Origin of the sequence: Microcoleus sp. Pol12B3, assembly GCF_036701355.1 — a bacterium.
Lineage (GTDB): Bacteria > Cyanobacteriota > Cyanobacteriia > Cyanobacteriales > Microcoleaceae > Microcoleus.
Genome location: NZ_JAUBQS010000015.1, coordinates 80,212 through 104,455, shown reverse-complemented (window position 1 = coordinate 104,455; position 24,244 = coordinate 80,212). Strand labels below are relative to the sequence as shown.

Genomic DNA, 24,244 nt, shown 5'->3' with positions numbered 1-24,244 from the left:
GGGGATGTAAGAGATATTTTCTACTATTTGAAAGAAACAGGCAAGATGCCTGTTCCACAACTGCCTTCGGTTCTTGTGGAACAGGCATCTTGCCTGTTTAAGGCTCGGAAGTTATAATTTTGACAATATATATTCCCGTTAATGCAAGGGAACTTAATAACGCTTTTTAATTATTTGAAGAACCGGGAAGAGGCTTATAACACAAAGGAAGAACTACATTTGCTTATTTATCTTCCTTAGCCTCCTTAGCGCCTTCGCGGTTCGTTTAATCTTACTCAATATTAGTTATGCTATCGTTTACGATTGTTTGTGAATGACTAAAACGTTTTTACCAGAGGTTTCGGTGGTTGTGCCTGTTTACAACGGCGAGATGGATTTGCCGGAGTTGATCGAGTGCCTGCGATCGCAAACTTATCCGCCACACAGAGTAGAATATCTATTAGTAGACAACAACAGTCACGATCGCACTTCAACCATCCTCCAAACAGCAGCCTTTAACTCCCCCTCAGTCCCCCCTTTGGTAAGGGGAGAAAGCAATTTCAATCAAATAACCATTCGCCACCTCACCGAAAATCAGATTCAAAGTTCCTACGCCGCCCGCAATCAAGGAATTCGCTCATCCACAGGTGAAATCATTGCATTTACCGATGCAGACTGTCGCCCAAAATCTGACTGGCTGGAAAATTTAGTTAAGCCATTCGTTGACTTACAAATAGGAATTAGCGCTGGGGAAATACTCGCATTGCCCGGTAAAACTATCTTAGAACAACACGCCGAGCGCCAAAATACTTTATCTCAAAAACATACTCTCGCTCACCCTTTTTGTCCCTACGCCCAAACCGCAAATTTAGCTGTACGGAGGCTAGTTTTACAACAAATAGGATTATTTCGCCCTTACCTTACCAGTGGTGGCGATGCTGACTTGTGTTGGCGGATTTTGCGGGAAACATCCTATAAAATGTATTTTGCCGAAAATGCGATCGTCCGACACCGCCACCGTTCTACAATAAAACAGTTGCAAAGTCAATGGTATAGGTACGGCGAATCTAATAAATATTTGCACGAACTCCACGGTGTCGATTTGATGCGAGAATTCACAACAGGGGAGTATTGTTATCGGCTGGCTAGATGGCTATTCAAGGAATTGCCTGTGGGTGCTGCCAAAAGTGCGTTAGCGAAGCCCTCGAAGAGGAGCGCCCCAGCCGAGCTGGTAGATTTGTTTAATACGCCGATCGGTCTTTTGAATGTTAGGGCAAGGTCGATGGGGCAGCGCCAAGCCAAACTTTCTTTAGCAGCTTGGGACATTGAGCGGTTTTAATATTTTAGACAATTAATGATTGTTCGATCGCACTTGCGATCGACAAATATTCCTTTGCATGCAATCCGCCCCTCTATATACGTATAAGTATAGTTTATAGGTACAGATAAATATGCTGAATCAGAAATATGAAAATTTCACGCAATACTTAATATAAAATTAATAAGTCTATTCTGAAGCGCTCGGTTTGACGAGGCGAAGAAACTCAGAGGCAAACCCCTAAATTTTCTTTACTTCTGCCTTCGGGCTTTTCAATGCTGTCGTCAGCGCGAGCGGAATTATTCTCAGATTTTTAAATTTTTGTAACCTTTACAAGTAATGCCAATGGATCAAATCTTAGTCCAGACCGTTTGGTTTATACCTTGCTATCCACTCATCGGCGGAGTTCTGTCGATGCTGTGGTTTCCAGCAGTTACCCGCCGCACGGGACCAAGACCATCCGGTTACGTGAACGCCATATTAACCTTGTTCGCTTTCTTACACGGGGTCATAGCCCTAACAGCTATCTGGAACCAACCGGCGCAACACCAGTTGATTCCTTGGCTGAATGTAGCAGGTTTAGACTTAACCATTCCCGTTGAAATCTCTGCTGTCACCGTCGGGGCGACAGTTTTGATTACCGGACTGAACTTGCTGGCGCAGATTTATGCTTTCGGTTACATGGAAATGGACTGGGGCTGGGCTCGGTTCTTTTCTCTGATGGGGCTGTTTGAAGCTGGGATGTGCGGCTTGGTACTGTGCAATTCCCTGTTCTTCAGCTACATGATTTTGGAAGTTCTGACTTTGGGTACTTACCTGCTAGTCGGGCTGTGGTTCAATCAGTCTTTGGTGGTGACAGGAGCCCGCGACGCTTTCTTAACCAAGCGGGTGGGTGACTTATTCCTGCTGATGGGAGTAGTCGCAATTCTGCCGCTGGCTGGAACTTGGAATTTTGACGAGTTGGCTGTTTGGGCCCAGACTGCAAAGCTTGACCCGACTGTAGCGACGTTGCTGACTTTAGCTTTGATTGCCGGCCCGATGGGTAAATGTGCTCAGTTTCCCTTGCACCTGTGGCTGGATGAGGCGATGGAAGGCCCGCTACCGGCGACGATTTTGCGGAACACCGTAGTTGTCGAAACTGGTGCTTGGATATTGATTAAGTTGCAACCGGTGATTGCTTTGTCGCCGATCGGACTGAAGACAACTATTATTGTAGGCGCTGCGACGGCGGTTGGTGCTTCATTAATTGCGATCGCCCAAATCGACATCAAGCGCACGCTTTCCTATATAGTCAGCGCTTACATGGGCTTAGTATTTATCGCCGTCGGCACCGGACAAGCCCAGACAGCCCTGACATTGATATTTGCCTACACCTTCGCAATGGGTTTGCTGGTGATGAGCATCGGTTCGGTAGTTTGGAACAGCGTCACTCAGGATGTCCGAGCTCTCGGCGGTTTGTGGGGAAAGCGGCCAATATCGGCCATATCGTTTATTGTCGGTAGCGCTGGATTGGTGGGACTGCCGCCCTTCGGCTGTTTCTGGGCTTTAGAAGACTTCACATCCGGGCTTTGGCAAACTCACCCTTTCTTGTTAGGAATAGTGCTGTTTGTAAACGGCGTCACTGCTTTTGGCTTGGTGCGCGTCTTCGGTTTAGTTTTTGGCGGCAAACCAAAGCAAATGACCGAACGTTCGCCAGAAGTTCACTGGCCTTTCATCTTGCCGATGACTGTTTTAATGGGCTTTACTTTGCACGTTCCGCACGTGCTGGCAACGTGGCAGTTATTGCCTGGGGCGAGTTTTAATTATACCGCCACTGCACTGCTAGTTTTGTCAACGGCGATCGGCATCGGTGCAGGAGCATTTGTTTACCTGAACGAGAAATGGGAAAAACCCGTGCGCATCGGTTCTCAAGCCCTGCAAGACTTTTTTGCTTACGACTTTTACACCGCCAAACTTTACCGCGTGACAGTGATATTTGCAGTTGGTTTGGTTTCGCAAATCATCTCCTGGGTCGATCGCAATATTGTTGACGGATTCGTGAACTTAATCGGTTTTGCAACGGTTTTCGGCGGGCAGAGCCTCAAATACAACGTTACGGGTCAAACTCAGTTTTACGCCCTGACAATTCTGTTGGGAATAGCAGTTTTGGGACTGCTGGTAAGCTGGCCTTTGCTAGCTCGATTGTCGCTGATTGTGGGCGGGTAAAGAAATATAAGGTTGAAGATTTTAGGTGACAGTTTTAATCTAAAATCTTAAAAACATGAAGTCTTGAACAAAGATTTCAAACTAGATACAACAAGGCAGCATAGATGAACTCAAACAACAGACAATTCAATCTTTCCCGACGCAATTCGCTCAAATTTGTCGCAGGTGCTATTGGTACAGGGATACTCGCAGCAGGAGCAGGCGCTGATTTGGCTGCACCCGAACCGGCAATTGCTCAAAATGACTCGACTCCCGATGCAGCTCTCCAAAAGTTAATCGACGGAAACAAACGGTTTGTTGACAGCAAACGCCAAAATCCCCACCAAGACTTTGGGCGCCTCACCGAAGTGGCCAAAACTCAAAAACCCTTTGCTGCTATTCTGGGCTGTGCAGATTCCCGCTTTCCTTCGGAAATTATCTTCGATCAAGGATTGGGAGATTTATTTGTCTGTCGCGTGGCCGGAAATGTTGTTACCTCAGAAGAAATGGGCAGCCTGGAATTTGGCACGCTGGTACTGGGAGCAAAAGTGCTTGTGGTAGTCGGGCATAAAAGGTGCGGTGCGGTAGACGCAACCATCAAAGGAGCCCAAGTTCCCGGTCAAATTGGCAGTTTGCTCGATGCCATTAAGCCCGCTGTAGAAAGCTCGAAAGACCAAGCAGGCGATCGTCTCGAAAATGCCGTCAAAGCGAATGTTATTCTGCAAGCTAAGAGGTTGAAAGCCTCTCCAGTTATCTCTAAGTTAATTGCGGAGAATAAACTGAAAGTTGTTGGTGGGTATTACGATTTAGACACGGGCAGAGTCACTATTCTTTCTGAGTCGTGATGAAATTTGGAATTGATAATTGGGAAAAAGTTTAATATCTAAACTCTCAAATTATCAAAGACAAGAGGCTGCCAAATTGATTGTTCACTCTTCACTCTTCACTTCACACATTATGCTTAGTGCCTTGCTCTGGTTGCCCGCGTTGGGCGCTGCGGTAGTCGGGTTCCTGCCCGGAAATATCAATGGAATGCGTCTGCGTTCAATAGCCTCGGCTTTTGCGGCAGCTATTTTCATTTTAAATATCTGGCTGTTGACTCAATTCGATCCAGCCAATTCGGGACTGCAATTTCAAGAATATTTGCCTTGGATTCCACAATTAGGTTTGAGCTACAATTTGGGCATTGACGGCTTGTCCTTGCCGCTGCTGGTTTTAAGTGCTTTGCTGACGCTATTAGTCATTTATGGCACTGGCGAAGGGATGGCTCGGCCCCAGCTTTACTATGCTTTGATTTTGCTGATCAATGCTGGTATTGCCGGAGCTTTGATGTCTCAAAATTTGCTGCTGTTTGTACTTTTTTACGAAGTAGAATTAATTCCTTTTTACCTGTTGATTGCAATTTGGGGCGGAAAGCAGCGAGAATACGCTGCCATGAAGTTTTTGATTTACACGGCTGTTTCGGGACTTTTAGTTCTAGCGGGGTTTTTGGGTGTTGCTTGGCTGAGTGGGTCTTTAAATTTCGATTACACTGCGATTACCACTCAAGAATTGCCCTTGAACACGCAATTGATCCTGCTAACAATTGTGCTAATTGGGTTGGGAATTAAAATTCCTTTAGTGCCATTGCACACTTGGCTACCAGATGCTTACGTCGAAGCTTCGCCAGCAACAGCAATTTTGCTGGGAGGGATTCTGGCGAAGTTGGGAACTTACGGTTTAGTCCGCTTCTGCTTGCAGTTGTTTCCCGAAACTTGGCCAATTCTAGCTCCAGGTTTAGCGATTATCGGGACTGTGAGCGTGATGTACGGTGCTTTGAGCGCGATCGCCCAAAAAGACATCAAGCGCATGGTAGCCTATAGTTCGATCGGACACATGGGCTACATCCTCGTTGCCTGCGCGGCGGGTACGAAGCTGGCATTAATCGGTGCTGTCGGGCAAATGGTAAGCCACGGCTTGATTTTAGCTTTGCTGTTTTACTTGGTAGGTATCATCGAAACCAAAGTTGGGACGCGGGATTTGGATGTCCTCAACGGTTTGATGAACCCGATGCGGGGCTTACCCACTGCCAGTTCCCTGTTAGTTTTGGGCGGTATGGCAAGCGCCGGAATTCCCGGCTTAGTGGGTTTTATTGCCGAATTTTTAGTATTTCAAGGTAGTTTTTCAGCATTTCCAATTCCAACTTTACTGTGCATTTTAGCCTCCGGGTTAACAGCAGTTTACTTTGTAATTCTGCTCAACCGCACCTGTTTTGGGAAGTTGGATAATGCCACGGCTTACTACCCTCCAGTTACGTTTGCTGAAAATATGCCGGCGCTGGTTTTGGCGGGCATCATTTTTGTGTTGGGAATTCAACCTGCTTGGCTGCTCAAGTGGAGCGAATCAACCACAAATGCAATCGTTTCTACTCTGCCTGCGGACAGAAATGCCCAAGTAGCTATTAACTATCCCGTTGAACATTTGGCGATTTCCATCGCGTCTACACAACAAACAAAGTCCGCCGACCCTCACTAAGAGAATCTACTTGTTACCAGGCTCTGCCTGGTAACGCAAATCCGGAGGCTAAGCCTCCAATTTTCCAGTTCAGGCATGGATATCGGTTCCCAAGCAAAGCCGGAGAACCAGTTAAAGAATTGCAGCTTTTTGCAATAATTCAAAATATTTAGATTCAGTCAATCAAAGGAAAAAACAATGGTACAAACCCCTAATAAACCAGCAACTAAACTACCTCCTTCCAAGCACGAATTTGCGGAAGTAATTCACAGGCTGGAAGCTGGCGGCGCGATGATTCCAGATACGCCGGAAAATCTGATGCAAATCATCGCTATTTGGAAAGCTTACGCAGTGCCGATGGACTTTTACTGGCGGGATTTGCTTTACATCGCCGAACGAGTATTTTTGCACCCACTTCCCTTCTTTAAATACTTTTTACCCCAAGAGTATTTAGATTTACAAAATCACTATGCAGGCGACGGTGCAGATTTGCGGATATGGCGCGGGACTGGAAGCGTTCACCCCGAACTTTTGGAGTTCATGGAGAAGGGAGAAACAGGCAAATTGCCGCGGCTTTTTCACCATTTGTGGCACGATCGCATTAACATGGAATTTGCGGAAGAGTGCATGAGGTCAATGCTTTGGCACCGGGGCTTGTACGTGCCTACGAATCAATTCGATCCTTATTTGGACAGTGACGAATATAAGGCTAATGCCGATCGGGCAATTAAAGCTTACTTCAAAAAAGACCCGTTCATGCTGGCACTGCACAAAGCATTTCCAGAAATGTTTTTAGAACAGTGCCGCCAAATGTCTTATTACAGCAATCTCGGTTTATTCTGGGAAGTCATGGCGCCGGTGTTTTTTGAGGTTTCCGACTTGTACGACGAAGGGAAAGTTACCACAGTCCCGCAGGCGATGGATTTCCTGGTAAATGGCATATTTGCGATCGCCGGTCGTCCGATTTACCACCACGTTCAAATCGACGGCGAAACCTACGAAATCATCCCGAAATCTAAAGGTTTCACTTGGCTTTACGAAGCAGCGTTACCTTACGTGGAAGCTGTATTTTATCGCACTTCGCCGTTCCGAGGCACCAAATCTTACAACGCTCAAGCTAAGGAAGTTCCTGACGACCAAAAAGACTTCCACTTCGGAGTATTGTATGCAGACAAATTCCCGGTAGGTACGGCGGGGATTCCGCCGACTTTGCTAGCACAAGATATGCTGCATTTCCTGCCGCCTTATTTGATGGATTTCTACAAACAGCGCTGTCGCGGCGAAGATGATATCCTCAATCAAATTGGGGTGACTTTTCAGCGATCGATGTACTGCGTAACTTCGGCGGTGATTCAAGCTTTGCGGACTGCTCTTTTGTATCCTTTAGATGACCCGAATCCGAAGCATTTGAAGGCAAATCGGGCTTTCTTTGAGTCTCAGATCGATCGCTTCTGTCGCCCGGAATACGGCATGAAATATGCTGCGAAGCTCAAGAATATTCAGACTTCGGATTATAGGTAAAGGATGTTTGCGGGAGGCATCTTAGCTAAAAAATCCGTCAGTCCGTTAGTCCGCCAGGGGTTTAAACCCCTGGCTCAAAGCTCAAGTCGGTTGAAACCGACTGGGAAAAATCAGAGCTTTTTTAAATTGTTTCAAAAGTCCTATAATATTAAGCCAGTTGGCCTCGTAATTCTTGCTCTCTATCTCTTCTTTTCCTCTGATTTCTCTGCGGTTATATCATTCCGATACAAAGGGAAATGATATTATAACCAATAACAAATAACCAATAAGTATGGACAGCAACGATCTAGCCAAATATATCGAAGCAAAGGACGGGATTTCCAAACCTTGGCTGTTAGTGCAACTGCGGCTGAAAAAATTGCAAGAAAGGCGATCGGAGATTTCTGCTGAAGAGTATATGACAGAACTTACTGACCTTCACAAAGATTTAATGAATCTGGGCGAATGGTGGGTCGGTATCGAGGATGAAGTGTTTTAAAATTTAATTGAAAGTTCAAGTAGGATTAAGTCGATCGCACTTTAAAATTTTTCCATCAAATATTTTTCTTGGGCATAGACATCTCGTAGCTGTTGCAGCGCCGCCCCAGAAATGACCGATTTAACAGTAGCTACCAGTTGGCCCCACTCCAGCAATCTGTCAACTGAAACAGCTTTTTTGAACTTGTGGGTGTAGAATTTCGTCCAAAATGCTGGTGCTAGCTTGCTTTTCCAGCGTTTGTACCATCTGCCAAAATCTTGAAGTGCGATCGGCTTTACTTCTAAAATAGGGGGAAAATCGGCGTAGCTGACAAAGCGGCTGATGCCTTTGGCGTGAACGTAAACCATGTAGCGACAGCATTCGATGCGGTAAATCTCGTCTGCTGCGATATTGAACAGAAGTGCAACTGTTTCTTCGGTAACGAATCTCGCCAGCGGATGCAGGATTGGCGATTTGTGAATTATTTTGGATTCGGCGATCGTCCGCGATTTTGCCGGAGTTTCTGATATCATGGCTAGTAGATCTCTGGATATAGTGCTAGTAGACCTCTGGATATGGTAAATAGACCTGTTGATAGAGAGTCCTTATTAGGTTTAATAGACGATCGCCCCTTAGTTTTCCAGGCCGGGGGGCGATCGGCTTTTTAGATAAATTCATTCTAAGGTGTTATAGCACCCATTGTCAAGCATGGGTTTAGTAAGAATTAAAGTCAGAGAACTAGCTGCAGAGAAAGGTTGGACATTCAAGGAAGTTTCAGAACGTTCTGGGGTAATGTACAACACTGTCAAGCATTATGCTCGTTGTCCAGGGCTGACAACGGTTGACTTTACTTTGCTGCGGAAGTTAGCTCGGACTTTTGATGTGATGATTGAGGATTTGGTTGAAGTTTTGGAGGAATAGGTCGATCTGCTTTTCCACGTTTCCACTATAATTTTTTTGTTTCGTCTTGTCAAGACGCGCTTAAGCATTTTGTCTCGCAGCTAAAAGCTCAGCTTAAAGGTGCTAAGATTTAATCCAAGTTATTAATCTCCCGTTACCTTTGTGACAATCAAGCAATTTGGTTCGGGGCCTCGGATTTATCTGTGGGATCAATCTAAAATCTAAAATCTAAAATCTAAAATCTAAAATTGGATGACTAGAGCCAGTACCGCCATCGGGGTGAGCCCCATCATCAAAGAAATTGTGCAGAAAAAGGCGCTAGCAACCCGACTAACGCTGAAGGAAATTATCTATGTCGGGATGCTGGCGATTGACGAGTTAGACGAAAAGCGCTTGCAAGAATTGGCTGACAAGGTGCATCAGATGCAGGTGAATGGTGAAATTTGAGGCGATGAGGGCGATTCCCTACCGGATAGCTACGCTTCACGCACTTCGGAGGAAGTAAGGCAAGGGCGCTCCTATGGAATTAGTCTAGTGAAACAAATTCTCATTTTTCTACCAATAAATAGGGGTCTTCTTCTCCTCAACAGGAGCGTTCTCCCATCTAGTATTTGTACCGGTTTCGGTGCTCTTAGCCCCACACAGTCTGCTCAAATCAACTATAGTGCTATCGGAGCGCTGATAAAAACAAAAAGGTCGATCGTTGGATTGAACTTGGGTTGGAGCAAAAATAGCAGGCATGGAAAAGCGCTCAGAAGACTGCCTCGGCATTGGGGATACTGGAACTTTCATCTCGGTGGTTGGCTCTGACGGTTTTGCATGGGCTGCGTCGGCCATTACCATTCCTGACAGTAGCAGAAATGCCACCGAAAGCAGGAGGAGATTCGAGTGTTTCATATTACTTTTCGACAATCTTGCTTCTGAGACTATTAACAAATGCCAGGACTTCGGCTTTCTCTGATTGATTGACGCTATTTTTATCGAGAGCTTGGGACACATCATTAGCAAAAGCGTTAAATTCATTGTTCGTGAGACCTCCATCCATTCCACTATGGGAAAGCTTCATAGTCCGCCCTGTATAAACGCAAGGCCCCCCTGCCGCTTGGCAGAATTGATCCACTAACAACTGACGCAGCCTCTGTTGTGAGTTTGTGCCCAAGCCAATAAAGTATTTACCAATTAGTGGGTCAGCGAATATGAAAGTTGCTGAATCATCAATGACTTTTGCGATCGCGTTGTAGCCTCCTAGCCTAGTGTAGAGAGATGTTCCTCCGGCACCTTGTGCAATCAGATCAGTAGTTACTTTTTCTGCTGATTCTTGTGCTGACATCGCCGGCGTAGAACGAGCGAAACTAGGGCTTAATCTGAAAGTAGTCACTACTATGACTGTGATACAAATTAATGTCAACAACATTGCCAAAGATTTACTGAGTTTCATTGAAAAATCTCCAACTGTGATGGTAATATGGTTAATTGAATCTTCAGCACTAAGTCATTTACAGATACATAGGCTTAAGAAGCCGGAAGCCGAAGTATAAGCCCAATTAAACTTAGTCTTTCAATTCGCGTGATGGTAAAAAGCGAGCGCTCGTCACATCAATTGGATAACTTTACCATCTAATTATCTTATGGTATATTTCTTGATATTTCTTAATTAAGTCAGTATTTGCTGATTAACTTCACATTCACATTGTGTTGCCTCTTGTCAAGACGCGCTTAAGCATTTTTCGCCACAGCTAAAAGATCGGGTACAAAGTGCTAAGATTCGATCGAAGCAATCGATATTATGTTAGATGAAAAGCCTAGCTCAAGTAAAGTAACATAGCATTTCGATCGGCGGAAACTTTTTGATAGTAATTCAACATTTCATTTTAGTAGTCGGTCAACCACTCCAAGATTTCTTCTTCTGCCCAATTAATCAACGAGATCGGTTCATCTCGATCGGCTTCTCGAAGATAGCGACTTTGAAACCCTTGTTCTCCCAGCGCGACCAAACCGTTCAATATCCGTGTAATTTCATCAGGCAGAAGATACCGCACCACTCCATATCCCGTACTGTAACCAATCTCTCCACCAGCACCGATAGCATTCACCAAAGGCAAACCATCCCATCTCGAATTGTCAATTACCAGAAAAGGGAAAAAATCTTCCCCTTTGGCTTTTGCCATAAGATATGTGTTTGCTTTGATCTCTGGAATAGTAGCTCGATCGAAAATGTAGCCTGGTATGTATCCAGCCAATAAGAATGTAAGTTGTTGAAAGTTTTTGTTCGAGTCTAGGTCTGGTGTTTCCCACTCAGAAACGAACTGTTCTCGCAGGGAAGGTATTTTGAAAAATGCTGTCTCACAATTTCGCTTTATCAGTTCGGCAGATGCAGCAGGCCAATGGGTTGCCGTTTCCCAAAAAGTGGATTCATGCAACCACTTTGCGCTAAGAAAAGCCTCAACGAGGGCTGGCTCTTTTTTCAGCGTCTCAAACGTCGCTAACGATATTTCTTTAAGCTGACTTGTAATTCCCATATTTTGACGAGGCTAAGGGTAATACGATTGAGTCCCCTGCCACAGAATTGTTGTGTCGCTGTCAAGGATTGTATTCCATAAAGCGCGAGCATCTCAAGGCACTCCAATCACCGCGTGCAGTAGAGCCAAACTTGTATCCGAATCCAACATCCCAGAAATAAAACATATATTGTTTTTGGTATTGCAAGTATTCATGCACTGTGAATTGCCTACAGGCTCATGTTAAAGATAGGGAATGCGATCGCACTTTGATTCCTGCTTGACAGACTCAGCCAACCGCTTCGCGTCCCGCCGGTGAACATTAATCGAACTGCATTTTGCTTCGACGCATCGATCTTATTCCATCCGTTACATCCCGTACATTGCTCGTTGCCGAACTTCCTTCTGCTATACAAAAAAATCCCCCGCCAGAAGGCAGGGGATTTCATTTAATTACCTAGAAACCAGAGTTCAGAGTTACCCGAATTTCCCGGCTGTCGAGGCAATTACAAAGGCCGCGTAAGTGAGGACGTTGCCCACAGTAAAGTGAACTAAGCCAACCAAACGACCTTGGACGATGGACAAAGCAACAGGCTTGTCTTTCCAGCGAACCAAGTTAGCCAAAGGAGTGCGCTCGTGAGCCCAAACCAAAGTCTCGATCAACTCTTGCCAGTAACCTCTCCAAGAGATCAGGAACATGAAACCAGTTGCCCAAACGAGGTGTCCGAATAAGAACATCCAAGCCCAGACTGACAAGTTGTTAGTACCATACGGGTTGTAACCGTTGATCAACTGAGAAGAATACAGCCAGAGGTAATCGCGGAACCAGCCCATCAGGTAGGTAGAAGACTCATTGAACTGAGCCACGTTACCTTGCCAGATGCCCAGGTGCTTCCAGTGCCAGTAGAACGTTACCCAAGCTAGGGTGTTCAACATCCAGAATACAGACAGGTACATCGCGTCCCAAGCAGAGATGTCGCAAGTACCGCCACGGCCGGGGCCGTCGCAAGGGAAAGCATAACCGAAGTCTTTTTTGTCCGGCATCAGCTTAGAACCGCGTGCATCCAGAGCGCCCTTGACCAAGATCAAGGTGGTGGTGTGCAAGCCTAGTGCGATCGCGTGGTGAACCAAGAAATCGCCAGGTCCGATCGCCAAGAACAGAGAATTAGTACCGCTGTTAATCGCATCCAACCAGCCTGGGAGCCATACGTTGCCGTAGTTGGGCCAAGCGGTAGAAGCAATGCTGTCAGGGTTAGACAACAGCACATCCATGCCGTAGAGAGCTTTTCCGTGAGCAGCTTGGATGAACTGTGCGAACACTGGTTCAATCAAGATTTGCTTTTCAGGAGTTCCGAAAGCAACTACAACGTCATTGTGAACGTACAAGCCGAGAGTGTGGAAGCCCAAGAACAGCGACACCCAGCTCAAGTGAGAGATAATCGCTTCTTTGTGCTGCAACACGCGATCGAGCACGTTGCCTTTGTTTGCTTCAGGATCGTAGTCCCGCACCAAGAAGATAGCTCCGTGGGCGAAAGCGCCGACCATGATGAATCCAGCAATGTACTGGTGGTGGGTGTAAAGCGCAGCCTGAGTCGTGAAGTCCTTACCTATGAAAGCGTAGGGAGGCATCGCGTACATATGCTGTGCTACCAGGGAGGTAATCACGCCCAAAGCAGCGAGGTGAAATGCCAGTTGGAAGTGCAGCGAGTTGTTGTAGGTTTCGTACAAGCCTTGGTGAGGCAAGTTGAACTGTCCTTCACTCTTGCCGCCGACCAAACCAGCCTTAGAATCCAACATCTCTTTGATGCTGTGACCGATACCGAAGTTAGTCCGGTACATATGACCGGCCACGATAAACAGAACAGCGATCGCCAAGTGGTGGTGAGCGATGTCTGTCAGCCACAGGGATTCTGTTTGAGGATGGAAGCCACCCAAGAAAGTCAGAATTGCGGTTCCAGCGCCTTCGGAAGTACCGAAGACATGGCTCGCTGCATCTGGATTCTCGGCGTATACGCCCCAGTTACCAGTGAAGAACGGAGCCAAACCGGCCGGGTGAGGCGGGGTAGACAAGAAGTTGTCCCAACCTACGTGCTGTCCGCGAGATTCGGGGATAGCAACGTGAACCATGTGACCAGTCCAAGCCAAAGAGCTGACACCGAACAAACCAGCCAAGTGGTGGTTGAGGCGAGATTCAGCATTTTTGAACCAAGACAAGCTGGGGCGGTACTTGGGCTGGAGGTGCAACCAACCTGCGAACAGGAAGACAGCCGCCAGTAGTAGCAAGAAGATAGCTCCTTGATACAGGTCGGCGTTTGTCCGAATCCCTTGGGTGAACCACCAATGGTAGACACCAGAGTAAGAGATATCCACCGGGTTAGAAGCGCCCCCTTGAGTGAAAGCTTCTACAGCAGGAGCGCCGAATTGCGGGTCCCAAATCGCGTGAGCGATCGGGCGGACGTTTAGGGGGTCTTTAATCCACTGTTCAAAGTTACCTTGCCATGCTACGTGGAACAGGCTGCCCGAAGTCCACAAGAAAATGATTGCTAGGTGGCCGAAGTGAGAAGCAAAAATCTTTTGGTAAAGATTTTCTTCGGTCATGCCATCGTGGCTTTCAAAGTCGTGTGCTGTGGCAATCCCGTACCAGATCCGCCGTGTGGTCGGGTCTTGGGCAAGGTCTTGGCTAAATTTTGGAAATTTCGTTGCCATAAGCCTTGATTAATCCTGAATCCTGAACAAAATTGAAGGGATTCGGTTCGGAGTTTGGATTCTCGATTTGAGATTCCTCCCAAATCGAGAATCCAAAACCTAGGGGTAGTTTACCCTACCGAAATGATTCGCGCTAGGAAAAATGCCCACGTAGTGACAATTCCTCCTAGGAGGTAGTGAGCTACACCCACAGCCCGACCCTGAATAATGCTCAGAGCGCGAGGCTGAATCGACGGAGCTACCTTGAGCTTGTTGTGAGCCCAAACAATCGACTCAATCAGTTCTTGCCAGTAGCCACGGCCGCTGAACAGGAACATCAAGCTGAAGGCGAAGACGAAGTGTCCAGCTAGGAACATCAGACCGTAGGCCGACAGTGCCGAACCGTAGGACTGAATCACCTGAGAAGCTTGCGCCCAGAGGAAGTCCCGCAGCCAGCCGTTAATCGTGAGCGCACTTTGTGCGAAGTTGCCGCCGGTAATGTGAGAAATTGTGCCGTCTGGCGATACTGTTCCCCACACGTCCGACTGCATTTTCCAGCTAAAGTGGAAAATCACGATCGAGATGCAGTTGTACATCCAGAACAAGCCTAGGAACACGTGATCCCAACCAGAAACTTGGCAGGTGCCGCCCCGGCCAGGGCCGTCGCAAGGGAACCGGAAGCCCAAGTTGCCTTTGTCAGGAACCAAGCGAGAACTGCGTGCAAACAACACGCCCTTCAAAAGAATCAGGACTGTAACGTGAATAGTGAAAGCGTGGATGTGGTGGATCATGAAATCCGCCGTACCCAACTCGATCGGCATCATCGCTACTTTGCCGGCGACTACTACTGCACCGCCGCCAAAAGCGTGGCTAACGATTTCCGTAGCATTAGGCGCTGTTGTACCCGGAGCCAAAGCGTGGATGTTTTGCACCCACTGGGCAAATATCGGACGCAACTGAATCCCGGTATCCGAGAACAAATCTTGAGGACGACCGAAAGCTCGCATCGTGTCGTTGTGAACGTACAGACCGAAGCTGTGGAAGCCCAAGAATATACAAACCCAGTTCAGGTGGGAAATGATCGCATCCCGATGCCGGATCACGCGATCCAACAAGTTGTTGACATTTCCAGCGGGATCGTAATCCCGAACCATGAAGATTGCTCCGTGAGCGGCTGCTCCAACAATCAGGAATCCGCCAATCCACATGTGGTGGGTGAACAGGGATAGCTGAGTTGGGTAGTCGGTCGCGATGTACGGATACGGAGGCATCGCATACATGTGGTGGGCGACGATGATGCTCAGAGAGCCCATCAGTGCCAAGTTAATCGACAGTTGCGCGTGCCAAGAATTAGTCAGAATTTCGTAGAGACCTTTGTGACCTTCACCAGTGAAGGGGCCTTTGTGGTTCTCTAGGATTTCTTTCATGCTGTGGCCGATGCCCCAGTTCGTCCGGTACATATGACCAGCGACGATGAATAGCACTGCCAAAGCTAAGTGGTGGTGTGTTGTATCAGTCAGCCACAAACCGCCTGTGGTGGGGTTCAGACCGCCTTTGAAGGTCAGGAAGTCTGTGTATGCGCCCCAGTTGAGGGTGAAGAAGGGGGTTAAACCTTTAGCGAAACTCGGGTAGATGTCAGCCATCAAGCCCGGTGTCAAAATCCACTCGTGCGGCAGGGGGATGTCGGCAACTGTTTTAATCAGCTTGCCGCCGACTGTCAGCGGTGCACCTGCATCGATCGCGTCCATGCAAGCGTTGATTGGCAGCGACACGTGAATTTGCTGTCCCGCGTAGCCCAAGCAGCCGCAGCCCAACAACACAGCCAAGTGGTGGTTCATCATCGATTCCACGTTCTGGAACCATTCCAGTTTCGGAGCGCGGACGTGATAGTGGAACCAACCGGCAAATAGCATCAGAGCTGCCATTACCAGGGCGCCGATCGCAGTGCAATATAGCTGGTATGAGTTAGTGATGCCGTTGGCGCGCCACCACTGGAATAGACCAGAGGTGATCTGAATTCCGTGAAAGCCGCCGCCTACATCTGCATTTAAAATTTCTTGACCAAAAATCGGCCAGACCACTTGAGCGCTGGGCTTGATGGCTGTAGGATTTGTCAGCCAAGCTTCGTAATTGGAAAATTTAGCGCCGTGGAAATATGCGCCACTGATCCACACGAAGATTACTGCCAAGTGGCCGAAGTGAGCGCTAAAGATTTTGCGCGAAACGTCTTCTAAGTCACTTGTATGACTGTCAAAGTCGTGAGCGTTAGCGTGGAGGTTCCAAATCCAAGTGGTGGTTTTTGGCCCCTTAGCTAGAGTGCGATCAAAATGACCGGGTTTTGACCACTTCTCGAAAGAAGTTGGAACCGGATTCTTATCGACTACTACCCTAGCTTTTACCTCTCGCTCTGGAGGACTAATGGTCATGAAGACTCTCCTCTCGGTAAGACAAGGAACGAGAACTGAATACTGTACCGGACACTCCCCGCGCTTGATTAGGCGGGGGATTCTCGAAAAAGCCGACACTGCACTACACTTTACTCTTTGCAGAGCTAGACGCAGGTGCATCGTCTCCCCAAGCATTTTGCTTCTTTGAAGAAGCCAGTTTCCCAGTGTCGCTAACAATGTGACTGGGTACTGCCAACTCTTCTCGCCAGATGAGCCACCGATCGCGTCCTTGATTCAGACTTGATACGGCTGCTCCTTTTGAGGGAGTTTTATGAATTATAAGCTTGCTAGAGAAGTATTAATCGCTTGTTAACAATACTTAAAAAAGGTTCAATTCTTGATGTAATAACGCCTTTAAATTCCACAATCCCTCAAAAAAGTCAAGGGGTACTGCCATTAACTTTACAAAACTCAAAGATAAAGTAATTTAGGAATACTCATTTGTAGATATATGTTTTGGAAAACATCTGCGCGAATTAATAGTCGGAGAGGATGGGTTGCCGCTGCTGCCTCAATCCTGCCTCCTAGGACCCTTTGGAATTCATGAGCGGCAATTCCCCAATACTAAATTCATTTTTGGGCTATAGTTCCCTATGAGAAGGCTTCTAGGAGTATGGTTGCGTGATTGGGATCAATTGGCACAGAACGGTTGCAGGCAGGCTGCTGGCATTGTTCGCAGTAGCAGTATTAATTTTGGGTTTAGCAAGTTGTGGCGCGGGCCATTCCGAATTGCCCAAATCAGGGAACAATAGCGGCTCAGCTACCGCCCAGGTAAACAAAATCTCAGAGGTTTCTCCCCCAGAAGCCATTCAACAACTGCGTCAGGCTCTAGAAATCTACCAGCCTCAAATTAGTATTTTGAATCCAAAACCTGACGAAGTGCTTCAGGATATAAATGTGTCTGTTCAGTTCCAAGTGAAGGACTTGCCTATTTTCAAAGATGCAAACTTCGGTTTGGGCCCCCATCTGCAAGTTTTATTAGACAACCAACCTTATGCAGCAGTTTACGACATCAACCAACCTTTAACGCTCTCCGACTTAGAACCCGGGACCCATACCCTGCAGGTGTTCGCCGCTCGCCCTTGGGAAGAAAGCTTTAAAAACGAAGGTGCCGCTGCTCAAACCACCTTTCACGTTTTTACCAAAACAGACGACAATAATCCCGATCGAACATTACCCTTATTAACGTACAACAGCCCCCAAGGCAGCTATGGGGCAGAACCCATCCTGCTGGACTTTTACTTGACAAATGCCCCCTCCCACGAAGTGGCGCAAGAAAATTCCCAAGATGAAATACTCGATTGGAAAATTCGAGCCACAGTCAACGGCCAAAGCTTTGCGATCGACCAATGGCAACCTATATATCTTAAAGGATTCAAACCAGGGAAAAACTGGGTACAGCTAGAATTAATTGACGAATGGGGAAATATCGTCAAAAACGCCTTTAATAATACAGTCAGACTGATAAATTTCCAACCGCTCGGCCAAGATCCTCTTTCTAAATTAGTGCGGGGCGAACTAACAGCAGCAGAAAGTCGCGGTATAGTCGATCGCACCTACCAAGCCCCCGAACCGACACCAACCCCAACCCCCGAACCGACACCGACACCTGCATTAGAAAAAACACCAGTTGTCCAACCCTCACCAGCGGTTCCAGAAACCCCTGTTACCCAACCGAGCTTAGAGCCAACAGTCGCTCCCGAAATTGCTCCCCTTCCAGTAATAGAACCGACACCGGCAGCAACCCCCCAACTTGAAACCCCGAAAATTGTAGAACCTGTTCAAGTAATACAACCGACACCGACAGCAACCCCACAGTTAGAAACCCCGAAAATTGTAGAACCTGTTCAAGTAATACAACCGACACCGACAGCAACTCCACAGTTAGAAACCCCCAAAGTTGTTGCACCCGTTAAAATAATAGAACCCATCCCAACAGCATCTCCCCAAACAAAAAAACAGGAATATAAAGGATACTACAATCGGTTCCGCAACTTCCTGCGTCAAGAACCCCAACCTGTTAATCCTTCAGAGCCACCAACCCTCCCAGAAATAACAGGAAAAGCTCCAGTACCAAAAGTAGTCGCTCCCGCGATACCAGAACAGTCTCCCAATCTGGTACTGCCAACGCCACCAGTGGCCGCTGAAACTCCTAGCCAGCCAACCAGCGAATTAGCCTCTCCCGAAACAACAGTTTCCGAACCAGAAAATCCGCCCAAATCCGAACAAAAAGTCGAATTTGCCACCTAACAAAAACTTTCTGGGCTTCGTGGCATGGGCGTCCCGCCCGTGATCCATCTGCGGTCAAAAATCAAAAATTAGGACACTAAAAAATGACCTACCTCGAAACAGCAGCCAAATTCTACAGCGATGTTGCCGAAACACCCCAAATCGGACTTTGCTGCGTCCAAAGCAGCCCCTTGCAATTGCCAGGATTAAAAATTCCCGAACAAATGCAAGAAATGAATTATGGCTGTGGCACAACCGTTCACGCCGCCGAACTTGTAGGCAATCCCTTCGTGCTTTATGTAGGCGTCGGCGGCGGCTTGGAAGCACTACAATTTGCATATTTTTCTAGACACAAAGGAGCGGTTATTGCCGTCGATCCGGTTCCAGCAATGCGAGATGCGGCTGCACGAAACTTACAAATTGCCGCCCACGAAAATGATTGGTTTGATGCTAGTTTTGTGGAAATTTGTGAAGGCGATGCTTTTTCGTTGCCGGTGCCGGATGCTTCTGTAGATGTTGTCGCCCAAAACTGCTTGTTTAATATTTTTGAACCTGCGGATTTAGCTAAAGCATTAAAAGAGACTTATCGGGTGTTAAAACCGGGCGGCCGATTGTTGATGAGCGATCCGATCGCAACTCGGCCAATTCCGCAGCATTTGAAGGAAGACCAACGCTTGCGGGCTTTGTGTTTGTCCGGTGCTCTGACATACGAAGAATACGTTCAACACCTTGTGGACGTTGGTTTTGGCCAAGTCGAAGTGCGGGCGCGCCGTCCTTACCGATTGCTGGACAAATACAATTATCAATTGGATGTCGATTTGCTGTTAGAAAGCCTGGATTCGGTGTCTTTCAAAGTGGATGTACCGGATGACGGAGCTTGCATTTTCACTGGCAAGACGGCGATTTATACGGGGATGGAAGAGTTATTTGATGACGGGGCGGGTCACGTTTTGCAGCGGGGAGTTCCAGCCGCGGTGTGCGATAAAACTGCTGGCAAGTTGGGGGGATTGATGCCCGATAAGGTGTTAATTACGGATTCGACTTGGCATTATAACGGCGGCGGTTGCTGTTAGGTGAAAAAACGACTGTTTAAACTGCGCCTACACAAACGAAGTCCGCCTGCGCGGACTCTTGAGAACCCGCGCAGGCGGGTTTTGTGTGTTTAGTCGCGATTTCCAATCGCCCGGTAGATTTGGGCAGAATCAAAATTCTGATAAGGTATGTTACCAAGCTATAAGCTGAAGTTGAGGCGCGACTGATTCCCTGCAATACTGTCTGATTAGCGCTTGGGCATTTTCCCTGTTTTGTCCCGTGTATAAATTGTAAACTACTTCCTCATTTTGAGAGGATAGATATAACAAACCACAATTTTTTACCCGCGAGTAAATTAAGGGAACTTTGGCAAAGTCAAGTAAAGTAGCTTTTTTACGATCGCGCTCTTTCGCTTCTGGGCTATCGTGGTACTGAGACTGAAACTCTACTACTAGGCAAGGATTGTAGTTCAAGTCTGTGATTAGAGCATCCACAGCACTCCTAAATAAAAACTTTTTTAGTTCCCAGTCAAGGTTGCTGACTTGTTCGCAAATTTGGGACAAGCTAACCTGTGTATGAATTTTATAGTTGTTGTCTACACAGGTATGAAGAAATTCGAGCATTCTTTCTTCGTAAGGGTTGACCAGTCTTTTGGCTTTGACAGACATTATTGTGCATCCATGAGAATTTTTGCAAAGTGACCCAGGAACTCTTCTAGAACTTCACTTGAACTGATAGAAACCTGCCATGCGTAGGGAAACAGTTTATCTTCCCTGAGTATGACGTAGCTGTCCCTATTACTTAATGTTTCAAGGGGAAATTTTTCATTTTCTTTAAGGGGAATCTTGAGAATTGTGCGTTTACAGGAAGCAAAAGAAACGTTAATTTTTTGTGATATATCAGAACAATCTATTAGTTGTTCTATAATTTCATTTATATAAAACTTTCCCCAGGTTTTTCCTTCTACCAGGCCAGGAAACCGCGGATCGATTAAATTTAAAAAAAGCTCTTTTTTACTGGGTAACACCCAGACGGCTCCTGCTGTAAGTTCAGCTTCTACTTCTACCAAGGTCCAATACTTAAAGCTGAGTATATGTTCGTCTAAGAGATCTTGACGAATAGAAATAAACAAACTATCCTTTCGCTCTTGAAAAACAAGTTGATAACGTTTATCCCCTTTCCCTGGCTTCTTAACTCTGTATCCTATATATTGAGAGGTTCGCTTCTCCTCAAACTTTTCGTAGAAACCAAGTTCCTTTAACAAACTAATAGCCAAAGACATCAAATCTTGGCCACCTTCAATAACTTGAATATTGGTTGAAATCAGGCGGGGTATCCCGTCTTCTACCTCAAAACGCTGGATGACATCGTAGATAATTTTGGACATTTGCTATTTCCTAAAAACCTTGGCTAAGGTTCATAGACATAGCTTAAGCTTGCCATCCAGGAATGTCAAGCATCTTGGCTAAGATTTTTAGATGTTAATTACCGAGGGATTCTTTGAGTATTTATACGCAACAAGGACAGTGAGGCCCGATCGCACCCCTCGCCCCCTCTTGTGGTACAGGCACTCCGACCTGTACCACAAGCCCTTGTTTAAGCTTCCCTTTTCCCCATCGTGCCAAACTTCCCGCTAAATTAAAGAAGTAAAAAAATCATTCACATCCTACCCAGGAGATGCCATGCCCCGCGTCAGAGCACCAGAATTCCCCGGAAACTACCCCTGGCTGAACACCGAAAAACCTTTATCCATTGAATCCTTAAAAGGGCGCGTTGTCCTCCTCGACTTCTGGACGTACTGCTGCATCAACTGCTTGCACGTCCTGCCCGACTTAAAATACCTCGAACAAAAATATAAAGATTCCCTCACGGTTATCGGTGTTCACTCGGCTAAATTTGAAAACGAAAAAGAAGTAGAAAACATCCGCCAAGCTATCCTCCGCTACGATATCGAACATCCTGTAATCGTTGACAGCGGCATGAAAGTTTGGCAAAGCTACGCGGTTCGCGCTTGGCCGACTTTAATGGTGATCGATCCTGAAAGTTATGTCGTTGGCTTTGTTTCGGGTGAAGGGAATAGAGAAGCACTTGACGAGTTAGTTGGCAAGTTAATTGCTGAATACAAAGATAAAAATGCACTTAACTTTAAACAACTCAGTTTTCGCTTAGAAAAACAGCGCAAACCTGTATCAACACCGCTGGCTTTTCCCGGTAAAGTGCTGGCATTTGCGATCGCTGCAACGGAAGCCAAACATCTTCACCAACAGGGCGCGCTTTTGGGCGAAATGAGTCAGGAAAATGAATCTGTAGATGAAACTGTATTGCCGGGGCCTGCTAATTCAGTCATACAAAACTTAGTCGGTTCTTGCTTATTTATTGCCGATTCCGGCCACAATAGGATTGTTGTCAGCACCCTCGAAGGTGAGGTGCTGCACGTCATCGGTAGCGGCAAACCGGGTTTAACTGATGGGGACTTTGAAGAGGCTGAGTTTTTTGCACCTCAAGGTATGGCTTTTGATGCGGAAAGTCAAATTCTATATGTTGCTGATACGGAAAATCATGCTCTCAGAAAGATTGATTTTACGACTCAACGGGTAGAAACTGTTGCTGGTACGGGCGAACAAAGTCACGAAATTTCACCCCGCAGCGGCAAGGGTTTAGAAACGCAATTGAATTCGCCTTGGGATTTAGAAAGAGTTGGAAATAGACTTTTTATTGCAATGGCGGGTTCCCACCAAATTTGGGAAATGCAGTTAGACACTGGCACGATCGGCACTTATGCGGGTATTGGCAGAGAATCCTGTGTGGACGGGAATCTTGCAGAATCTGCTTTTTCTCAGCCCAGCGGCCTCGCTACGGATCGATCGGAGTTGTTTGTTGCTGACAGCGAAATTAGTTCGATTCGCGCTGTGGGTATAGATGAAGACCCGAAGGTTCGCACTGTTTGCGGTAGCGGTGAATTGTTTGGTTTTGGGGATAAAGATGGTCGCGGTGATGAGGTCAGGTTGCAGCACTGTTTGGGTGTTGAATACGCTCAAAATTACCTCTGGGTGGCTGATACTTACAATCACAAAATTAAGCGGATCGACCACCGGGGCGGTACGTGCAGAACCATGATTGGAGATGGTACAGCAGGTTTGGTTGATGCTAAAGGTCTCAGGGCTCGATTTTTTGAACCTTCAGGGTTGAGTGCGATCGGGCCTCATTTGTTTGTTGCTGATACGAACAATCATGTAATTCGACGAGTTGAGTTGGATACGCTGGAAGTCACAACTTTGGATTTCCCCAGTTTGTGCGCTCCGGATGTTTGTCTTCCTGATTAAGTCGATCGACTTTTTTGACTTCAGGCACAGGTCTCAATTCTCCTGATTGCCAGATTGATTGTGGTAAAGTAAGGTGCTCTTCGGCGCACCTTACCACAATTTGCAAGCCAAGTAAGTTACCCGAATTATTCGCGGTGAGTGCTGTACCTCACCCGCAATTCACTTCGGGATGCAGAACCTTTATATTTAGGGTGTACTGCCCAAAAACACCTAACCGATATAAGTAGAACGCCAAACTACTTTTTGCGTCCAGGAGTGAATTACTAAATGTTGTTAATTCCAGGGCTACTAAAACCGCGATCGCCCTTATTAAATAATCGCAAAAATCCTCGCCCCAATCTAAAATTCCGAATAGCTCAGCAGGCGTACTATTTTTTCATTATCATTCAATTCGCCGACAATTCGTCGCACGGGTTTCGGCCAGATTTTAATCAAAGTAGGAGTTGCTGAAATCTGATCTGCCTCAGCTTGGTCTGGATGTTTCAAAACATCAATTACTTTTAAAGTGTAGGGACGATCGAGGCATTTCTCTAAAAACTGGTGTAAAGTTTCCAGGGTGCGTTCAGTGCTGGGGTTGCTGCCGGAAACAAACAGACGCAAAACGTACCCTTGAGTTTGTGGCGGTGGGGTGAGTGCTGTTGGTTTGGGAAGCCGAGTCTGCTGCGGTTGCGGAAAGCCCAAGGGAGTTAAGAGCGAACTGCTCCAGTCCGATCGAGCTTCGGGGCTGGCATACTGTACAACTAAGTCGTGATTTTCCCAAAGTTCGGGGAATTGTTCGTGATAAGTAGCAATTGCCATCGGTTCGCACATTTCTTCGCTCCGGGGATGCCACACTAAGTCGCCAGTCCCAAAAATGGCGTTCAGCAGCGTTTGATGTCGCAGCACGGGGGGGTAAGCCTCGGCAGCAACCCGCACCTGCCTATCGCCTGGATCGAGCCAGGAGTCAACGGTTGCCGTGTAGCAAGGTATCAGAAAATGCGGCGGTTCCGACAAACCGAGGATCTCCTGTAGAGCTACGCACAACTGCAAATGCCACCGAGTTTGCTTGCGGGGGTCTATGCAATAGATTAAGTCTCCCCCTGGTGTAAACAGCGCAATGCCTTTGAAAAATTCTGGCACAATAGGGCGATCGACTTTCAATTCAGTACACCAATAAAAGTTAACAGTTAACAGTTAAC

20 protein-coding genes are annotated in these 24,244 nt (G+C 46.8%); 11 read left to right on the top strand and 9 right to left on the bottom strand.

From position 1 onward, the window contains the following. Window positions 1-313 precede the first annotated feature (313 nt). From QUA53_RS10415 to QUA53_RS10390, 6 genes are all read left to right on the top strand, one after another. Window positions 314-1,318: a glycosyltransferase gene (locus QUA53_RS10415; protein ID WP_333096770.1), complete on the top strand. Its 1,005-nt coding sequence runs from the start codon at window positions 314-316 to the stop codon at window positions 1,316-1,318. 324 nt (window positions 1,319-1,642) lie between these two features. After that, complete coding sequence (locus tag QUA53_RS10410; protein WP_333096767.1) at window positions 1,643-3,502, top strand: NAD(P)H-quinone oxidoreductase subunit F; 1,860 nt, start codon at window positions 1,643-1,645, stop codon at window positions 3,500-3,502. 104 nt (window positions 3,503-3,606) lie between these two features. Beyond that, entirely contained in the window at window positions 3,607-4,326 is a 720-nt protein-coding gene (locus QUA53_RS10405) for a carbonic anhydrase (protein ID WP_333096765.1), read from the top strand. A gap of 112 nt (window positions 4,327-4,438) precedes the next feature. Then, window positions 4,439-5,995 (top strand): NADH-quinone oxidoreductase subunit M, encoded by a 1,557-nt coding sequence (locus tag QUA53_RS10400; protein WP_333096763.1) that lies wholly within the window; start codon window positions 4,439-4,441, stop codon window positions 5,993-5,995. A 177-nt stretch (window positions 5,996-6,172) separates the two neighbouring features. Next, a complete protein-coding gene (locus tag QUA53_RS10395) occupies window positions 6,173-7,495 on the top strand; it encodes a CO2 hydration protein (protein WP_333096761.1) in 1,323 nt (440 codons plus the stop codon). A 271-nt stretch (window positions 7,496-7,766) separates the two neighbouring features. Then, window positions 7,767-7,973 carry a hypothetical protein gene (locus QUA53_RS10390; protein WP_333096760.1) on the top strand — a complete coding sequence of 69 codons (207 nt, stop codon included), beginning with the start codon at window positions 7,767-7,769 and terminating at the stop codon, window positions 7,971-7,973. Between the two features lie 41 nt (window positions 7,974-8,014). On the opposite strand, the gene QUA53_RS10385 is transcribed toward QUA53_RS10390, so the two are convergent. Further along, window positions 8,015-8,485 carry a hypothetical protein gene (locus QUA53_RS10385; protein ID WP_333096758.1) on the bottom strand — a complete coding sequence of 157 codons (471 nt, stop codon included), beginning with the start codon at window positions 8,483-8,485 and terminating at the stop codon, window positions 8,015-8,017. Between the two features lie 175 nt (window positions 8,486-8,660). Between QUA53_RS10385 and QUA53_RS10380 the strand changes: the two genes are divergently transcribed. Both QUA53_RS10380 and QUA53_RS10375 read left to right on the top strand, forming a co-directional pair. Then, on the top strand, window positions 8,661-8,873 hold the full coding sequence (locus QUA53_RS10380) for a helix-turn-helix domain-containing protein (protein ID WP_242717445.1): 213 nt from the start codon (window positions 8,661-8,663) through the stop codon (window positions 8,871-8,873). 231 nt (window positions 8,874-9,104) lie between these two features. Then, window positions 9,105-9,299, top strand: coding sequence for a hypothetical protein (locus tag QUA53_RS10375; protein WP_333063872.1), 195 nt, complete (start codon window positions 9,105-9,107; stop codon window positions 9,297-9,299). A 108-nt stretch (window positions 9,300-9,407) separates the two neighbouring features. On the opposite strand, the gene QUA53_RS10370 is transcribed toward QUA53_RS10375, so the two are convergent. From QUA53_RS10370 to psaA, 5 genes are all read right to left on the bottom strand, one after another. Then, a complete protein-coding gene (locus QUA53_RS10370) occupies window positions 9,408-9,749 on the bottom strand; it encodes a hypothetical protein (RefSeq protein WP_333096755.1) in 342 nt (113 codons plus the stop codon). 1 nt (window position 9,750) lies between these two features. Further along, the gene (locus QUA53_RS10365) at window positions 9,751-10,290 is read right to left on the bottom strand and encodes a group 1 truncated hemoglobin (protein WP_333096754.1); all 540 of its coding nucleotides are present in this window, start codon (window positions 10,288-10,290) and stop codon (window positions 9,751-9,753) included. A gap of 433 nt (window positions 10,291-10,723) precedes the next feature. Continuing rightward, on the bottom strand, window positions 10,724-11,371 hold the full coding sequence (locus tag QUA53_RS10360; RefSeq protein WP_333096753.1) for a hypothetical protein: 648 nt from the start codon (window positions 11,369-11,371) through the stop codon (window positions 10,724-10,726). A gap of 456 nt (window positions 11,372-11,827) precedes the next feature. After that, on the bottom strand, window positions 11,828-14,056 hold the full coding sequence (gene psaB, locus QUA53_RS10355; protein WP_333037061.1) for a photosystem I core protein PsaB: 2,229 nt from the start codon (window positions 14,054-14,056) through the stop codon (window positions 11,828-11,830). A 110-nt stretch (window positions 14,057-14,166) separates the two neighbouring features. After that, a complete protein-coding gene (gene psaA, locus QUA53_RS10350) occupies window positions 14,167-16,461 on the bottom strand; it encodes a photosystem I core protein PsaA (protein ID WP_333096751.1) in 2,295 nt (764 codons plus the stop codon). 642 nt (window positions 16,462-17,103) lie between these two features. Between psaA and QUA53_RS10345 the strand changes: the two genes are divergently transcribed. Continuing rightward, complete coding sequence (locus QUA53_RS10345) at window positions 17,104-18,732, top strand: hypothetical protein (RefSeq protein ID WP_333096750.1); 1,629 nt, start codon at window positions 17,104-17,106, stop codon at window positions 18,730-18,732. 83 nt (window positions 18,733-18,815) lie between these two features. Continuing rightward, on the top strand, window positions 18,816-19,784 hold the full coding sequence (gene arsM / locus QUA53_RS10340) for an arsenosugar biosynthesis arsenite methyltransferase ArsM (protein WP_333096748.1): 969 nt from the start codon (window positions 18,816-18,818) through the stop codon (window positions 19,782-19,784). 150 nt (window positions 19,785-19,934) lie between these two features. Here the strand turns inward: arsM and QUA53_RS10335 are convergent, their stop codons facing one another. Both QUA53_RS10335 and QUA53_RS10330 read right to left on the bottom strand, forming a co-directional pair. Then, a complete protein-coding gene (locus tag QUA53_RS10335; RefSeq protein WP_333096747.1) occupies window positions 19,935-20,411 on the bottom strand; it encodes a DUF2726 domain-containing protein in 477 nt (158 codons plus the stop codon). Further along, window positions 20,411-21,130: a hypothetical protein gene (locus QUA53_RS10330; protein ID WP_333096745.1), complete on the bottom strand. Its 720-nt coding sequence runs from the start codon at window positions 21,128-21,130 to the stop codon at window positions 20,411-20,413. Before QUA53_RS10330 ends, QUA53_RS10335 begins: the two co-directional genes overlap by 1 nt. 295 nt (window positions 21,131-21,425) lie before the next feature. On the opposite strand from QUA53_RS10330, the gene QUA53_RS10325 reads away from it, so the two are divergent. After that, entirely contained in the window at window positions 21,426-23,066 is a 1,641-nt protein-coding gene (locus QUA53_RS10325; protein ID WP_333096743.1) for a thioredoxin-like domain-containing protein, read from the top strand. 339 nt (window positions 23,067-23,405) lie between these two features. Here the strand turns inward: QUA53_RS10325 and QUA53_RS10320 are convergent, their stop codons facing one another. Further along, a complete protein-coding gene (locus tag QUA53_RS10320) occupies window positions 23,406-24,206 on the bottom strand; it encodes a circadian clock KaiB family protein (protein ID WP_333096741.1) in 801 nt (266 codons plus the stop codon). Window positions 24,207-24,244: the final 38 nt, after the last annotated feature.

Coding starts and splice junctions, on each gene's coding strand:
- QUA53_RS10415 (WP_333096770.1), top strand. CDS start 314: ATGACTAAAACGTTTTTACCAGAGGTTTCGGTGGTTGTGCCTGTTTAC.
- QUA53_RS10410 (WP_333096767.1), top strand. CDS start 1,643: ATGGATCAAATCTTAGTCCAGACCGTTTGGTTTATACCTTGCTATCCA.
- QUA53_RS10405 (WP_333096765.1), top strand. CDS start 3,607: ATGAACTCAAACAACAGACAATTCAATCTTTCCCGACGCAATTCGCTC.
- QUA53_RS10400 (WP_333096763.1), top strand. CDS start 4,439: ATGCTTAGTGCCTTGCTCTGGTTGCCCGCGTTGGGCGCTGCGGTAGTC.
- QUA53_RS10395 (WP_333096761.1), top strand. CDS start 6,173: ATGGTACAAACCCCTAATAAACCAGCAACTAAACTACCTCCTTCCAAG.
- QUA53_RS10390 (WP_333096760.1), top strand. CDS start 7,767: ATGGACAGCAACGATCTAGCCAAATATATCGAAGCAAAGGACGGGATT.
- QUA53_RS10385 (WP_333096758.1), bottom strand. CDS start 8,485: ATGATATCAGAAACTCCGGCAAAATCGCGGACGATCGCCGAATCCAAA.
- QUA53_RS10380 (WP_242717445.1), top strand. CDS start 8,661: ATGGGTTTAGTAAGAATTAAAGTCAGAGAACTAGCTGCAGAGAAAGGT.
- QUA53_RS10375 (WP_333063872.1), top strand. CDS start 9,105: ATGACTAGAGCCAGTACCGCCATCGGGGTGAGCCCCATCATCAAAGAA.
- QUA53_RS10370 (WP_333096755.1), bottom strand. CDS start 9,749: ATGAAACACTCGAATCTCCTCCTGCTTTCGGTGGCATTTCTGCTACTG.
- QUA53_RS10365 (WP_333096754.1), bottom strand. CDS start 10,290: ATGAAACTCAGTAAATCTTTGGCAATGTTGTTGACATTAATTTGTATC.
- QUA53_RS10360 (WP_333096753.1), bottom strand. CDS start 11,371: ATGGGAATTACAAGTCAGCTTAAAGAAATATCGTTAGCGACGTTTGAG.
- psaB (WP_333037061.1), bottom strand. CDS start 14,056: ATGGCAACGAAATTTCCAAAATTTAGCCAAGACCTTGCCCAAGACCCG.
- psaA (WP_333096751.1), bottom strand. CDS start 16,461: ATGACCATTAGTCCTCCAGAGCGAGAGGTAAAAGCTAGGGTAGTAGTC.
- arsM (WP_333096748.1), top strand. CDS start 18,816: ATGACCTACCTCGAAACAGCAGCCAAATTCTACAGCGATGTTGCCGAA.
- QUA53_RS10335 (WP_333096747.1), bottom strand. CDS start 20,411: ATGTCTGTCAAAGCCAAAAGACTGGTCAACCCTTACGAAGAAAGAATG.
- QUA53_RS10330 (WP_333096745.1), bottom strand. CDS start 21,130: ATGTCCAAAATTATCTACGATGTCATCCAGCGTTTTGAGGTAGAAGAC.
- QUA53_RS10325 (WP_333096743.1), top strand. CDS start 21,426: ATGCCCCGCGTCAGAGCACCAGAATTCCCCGGAAACTACCCCTGGCTG.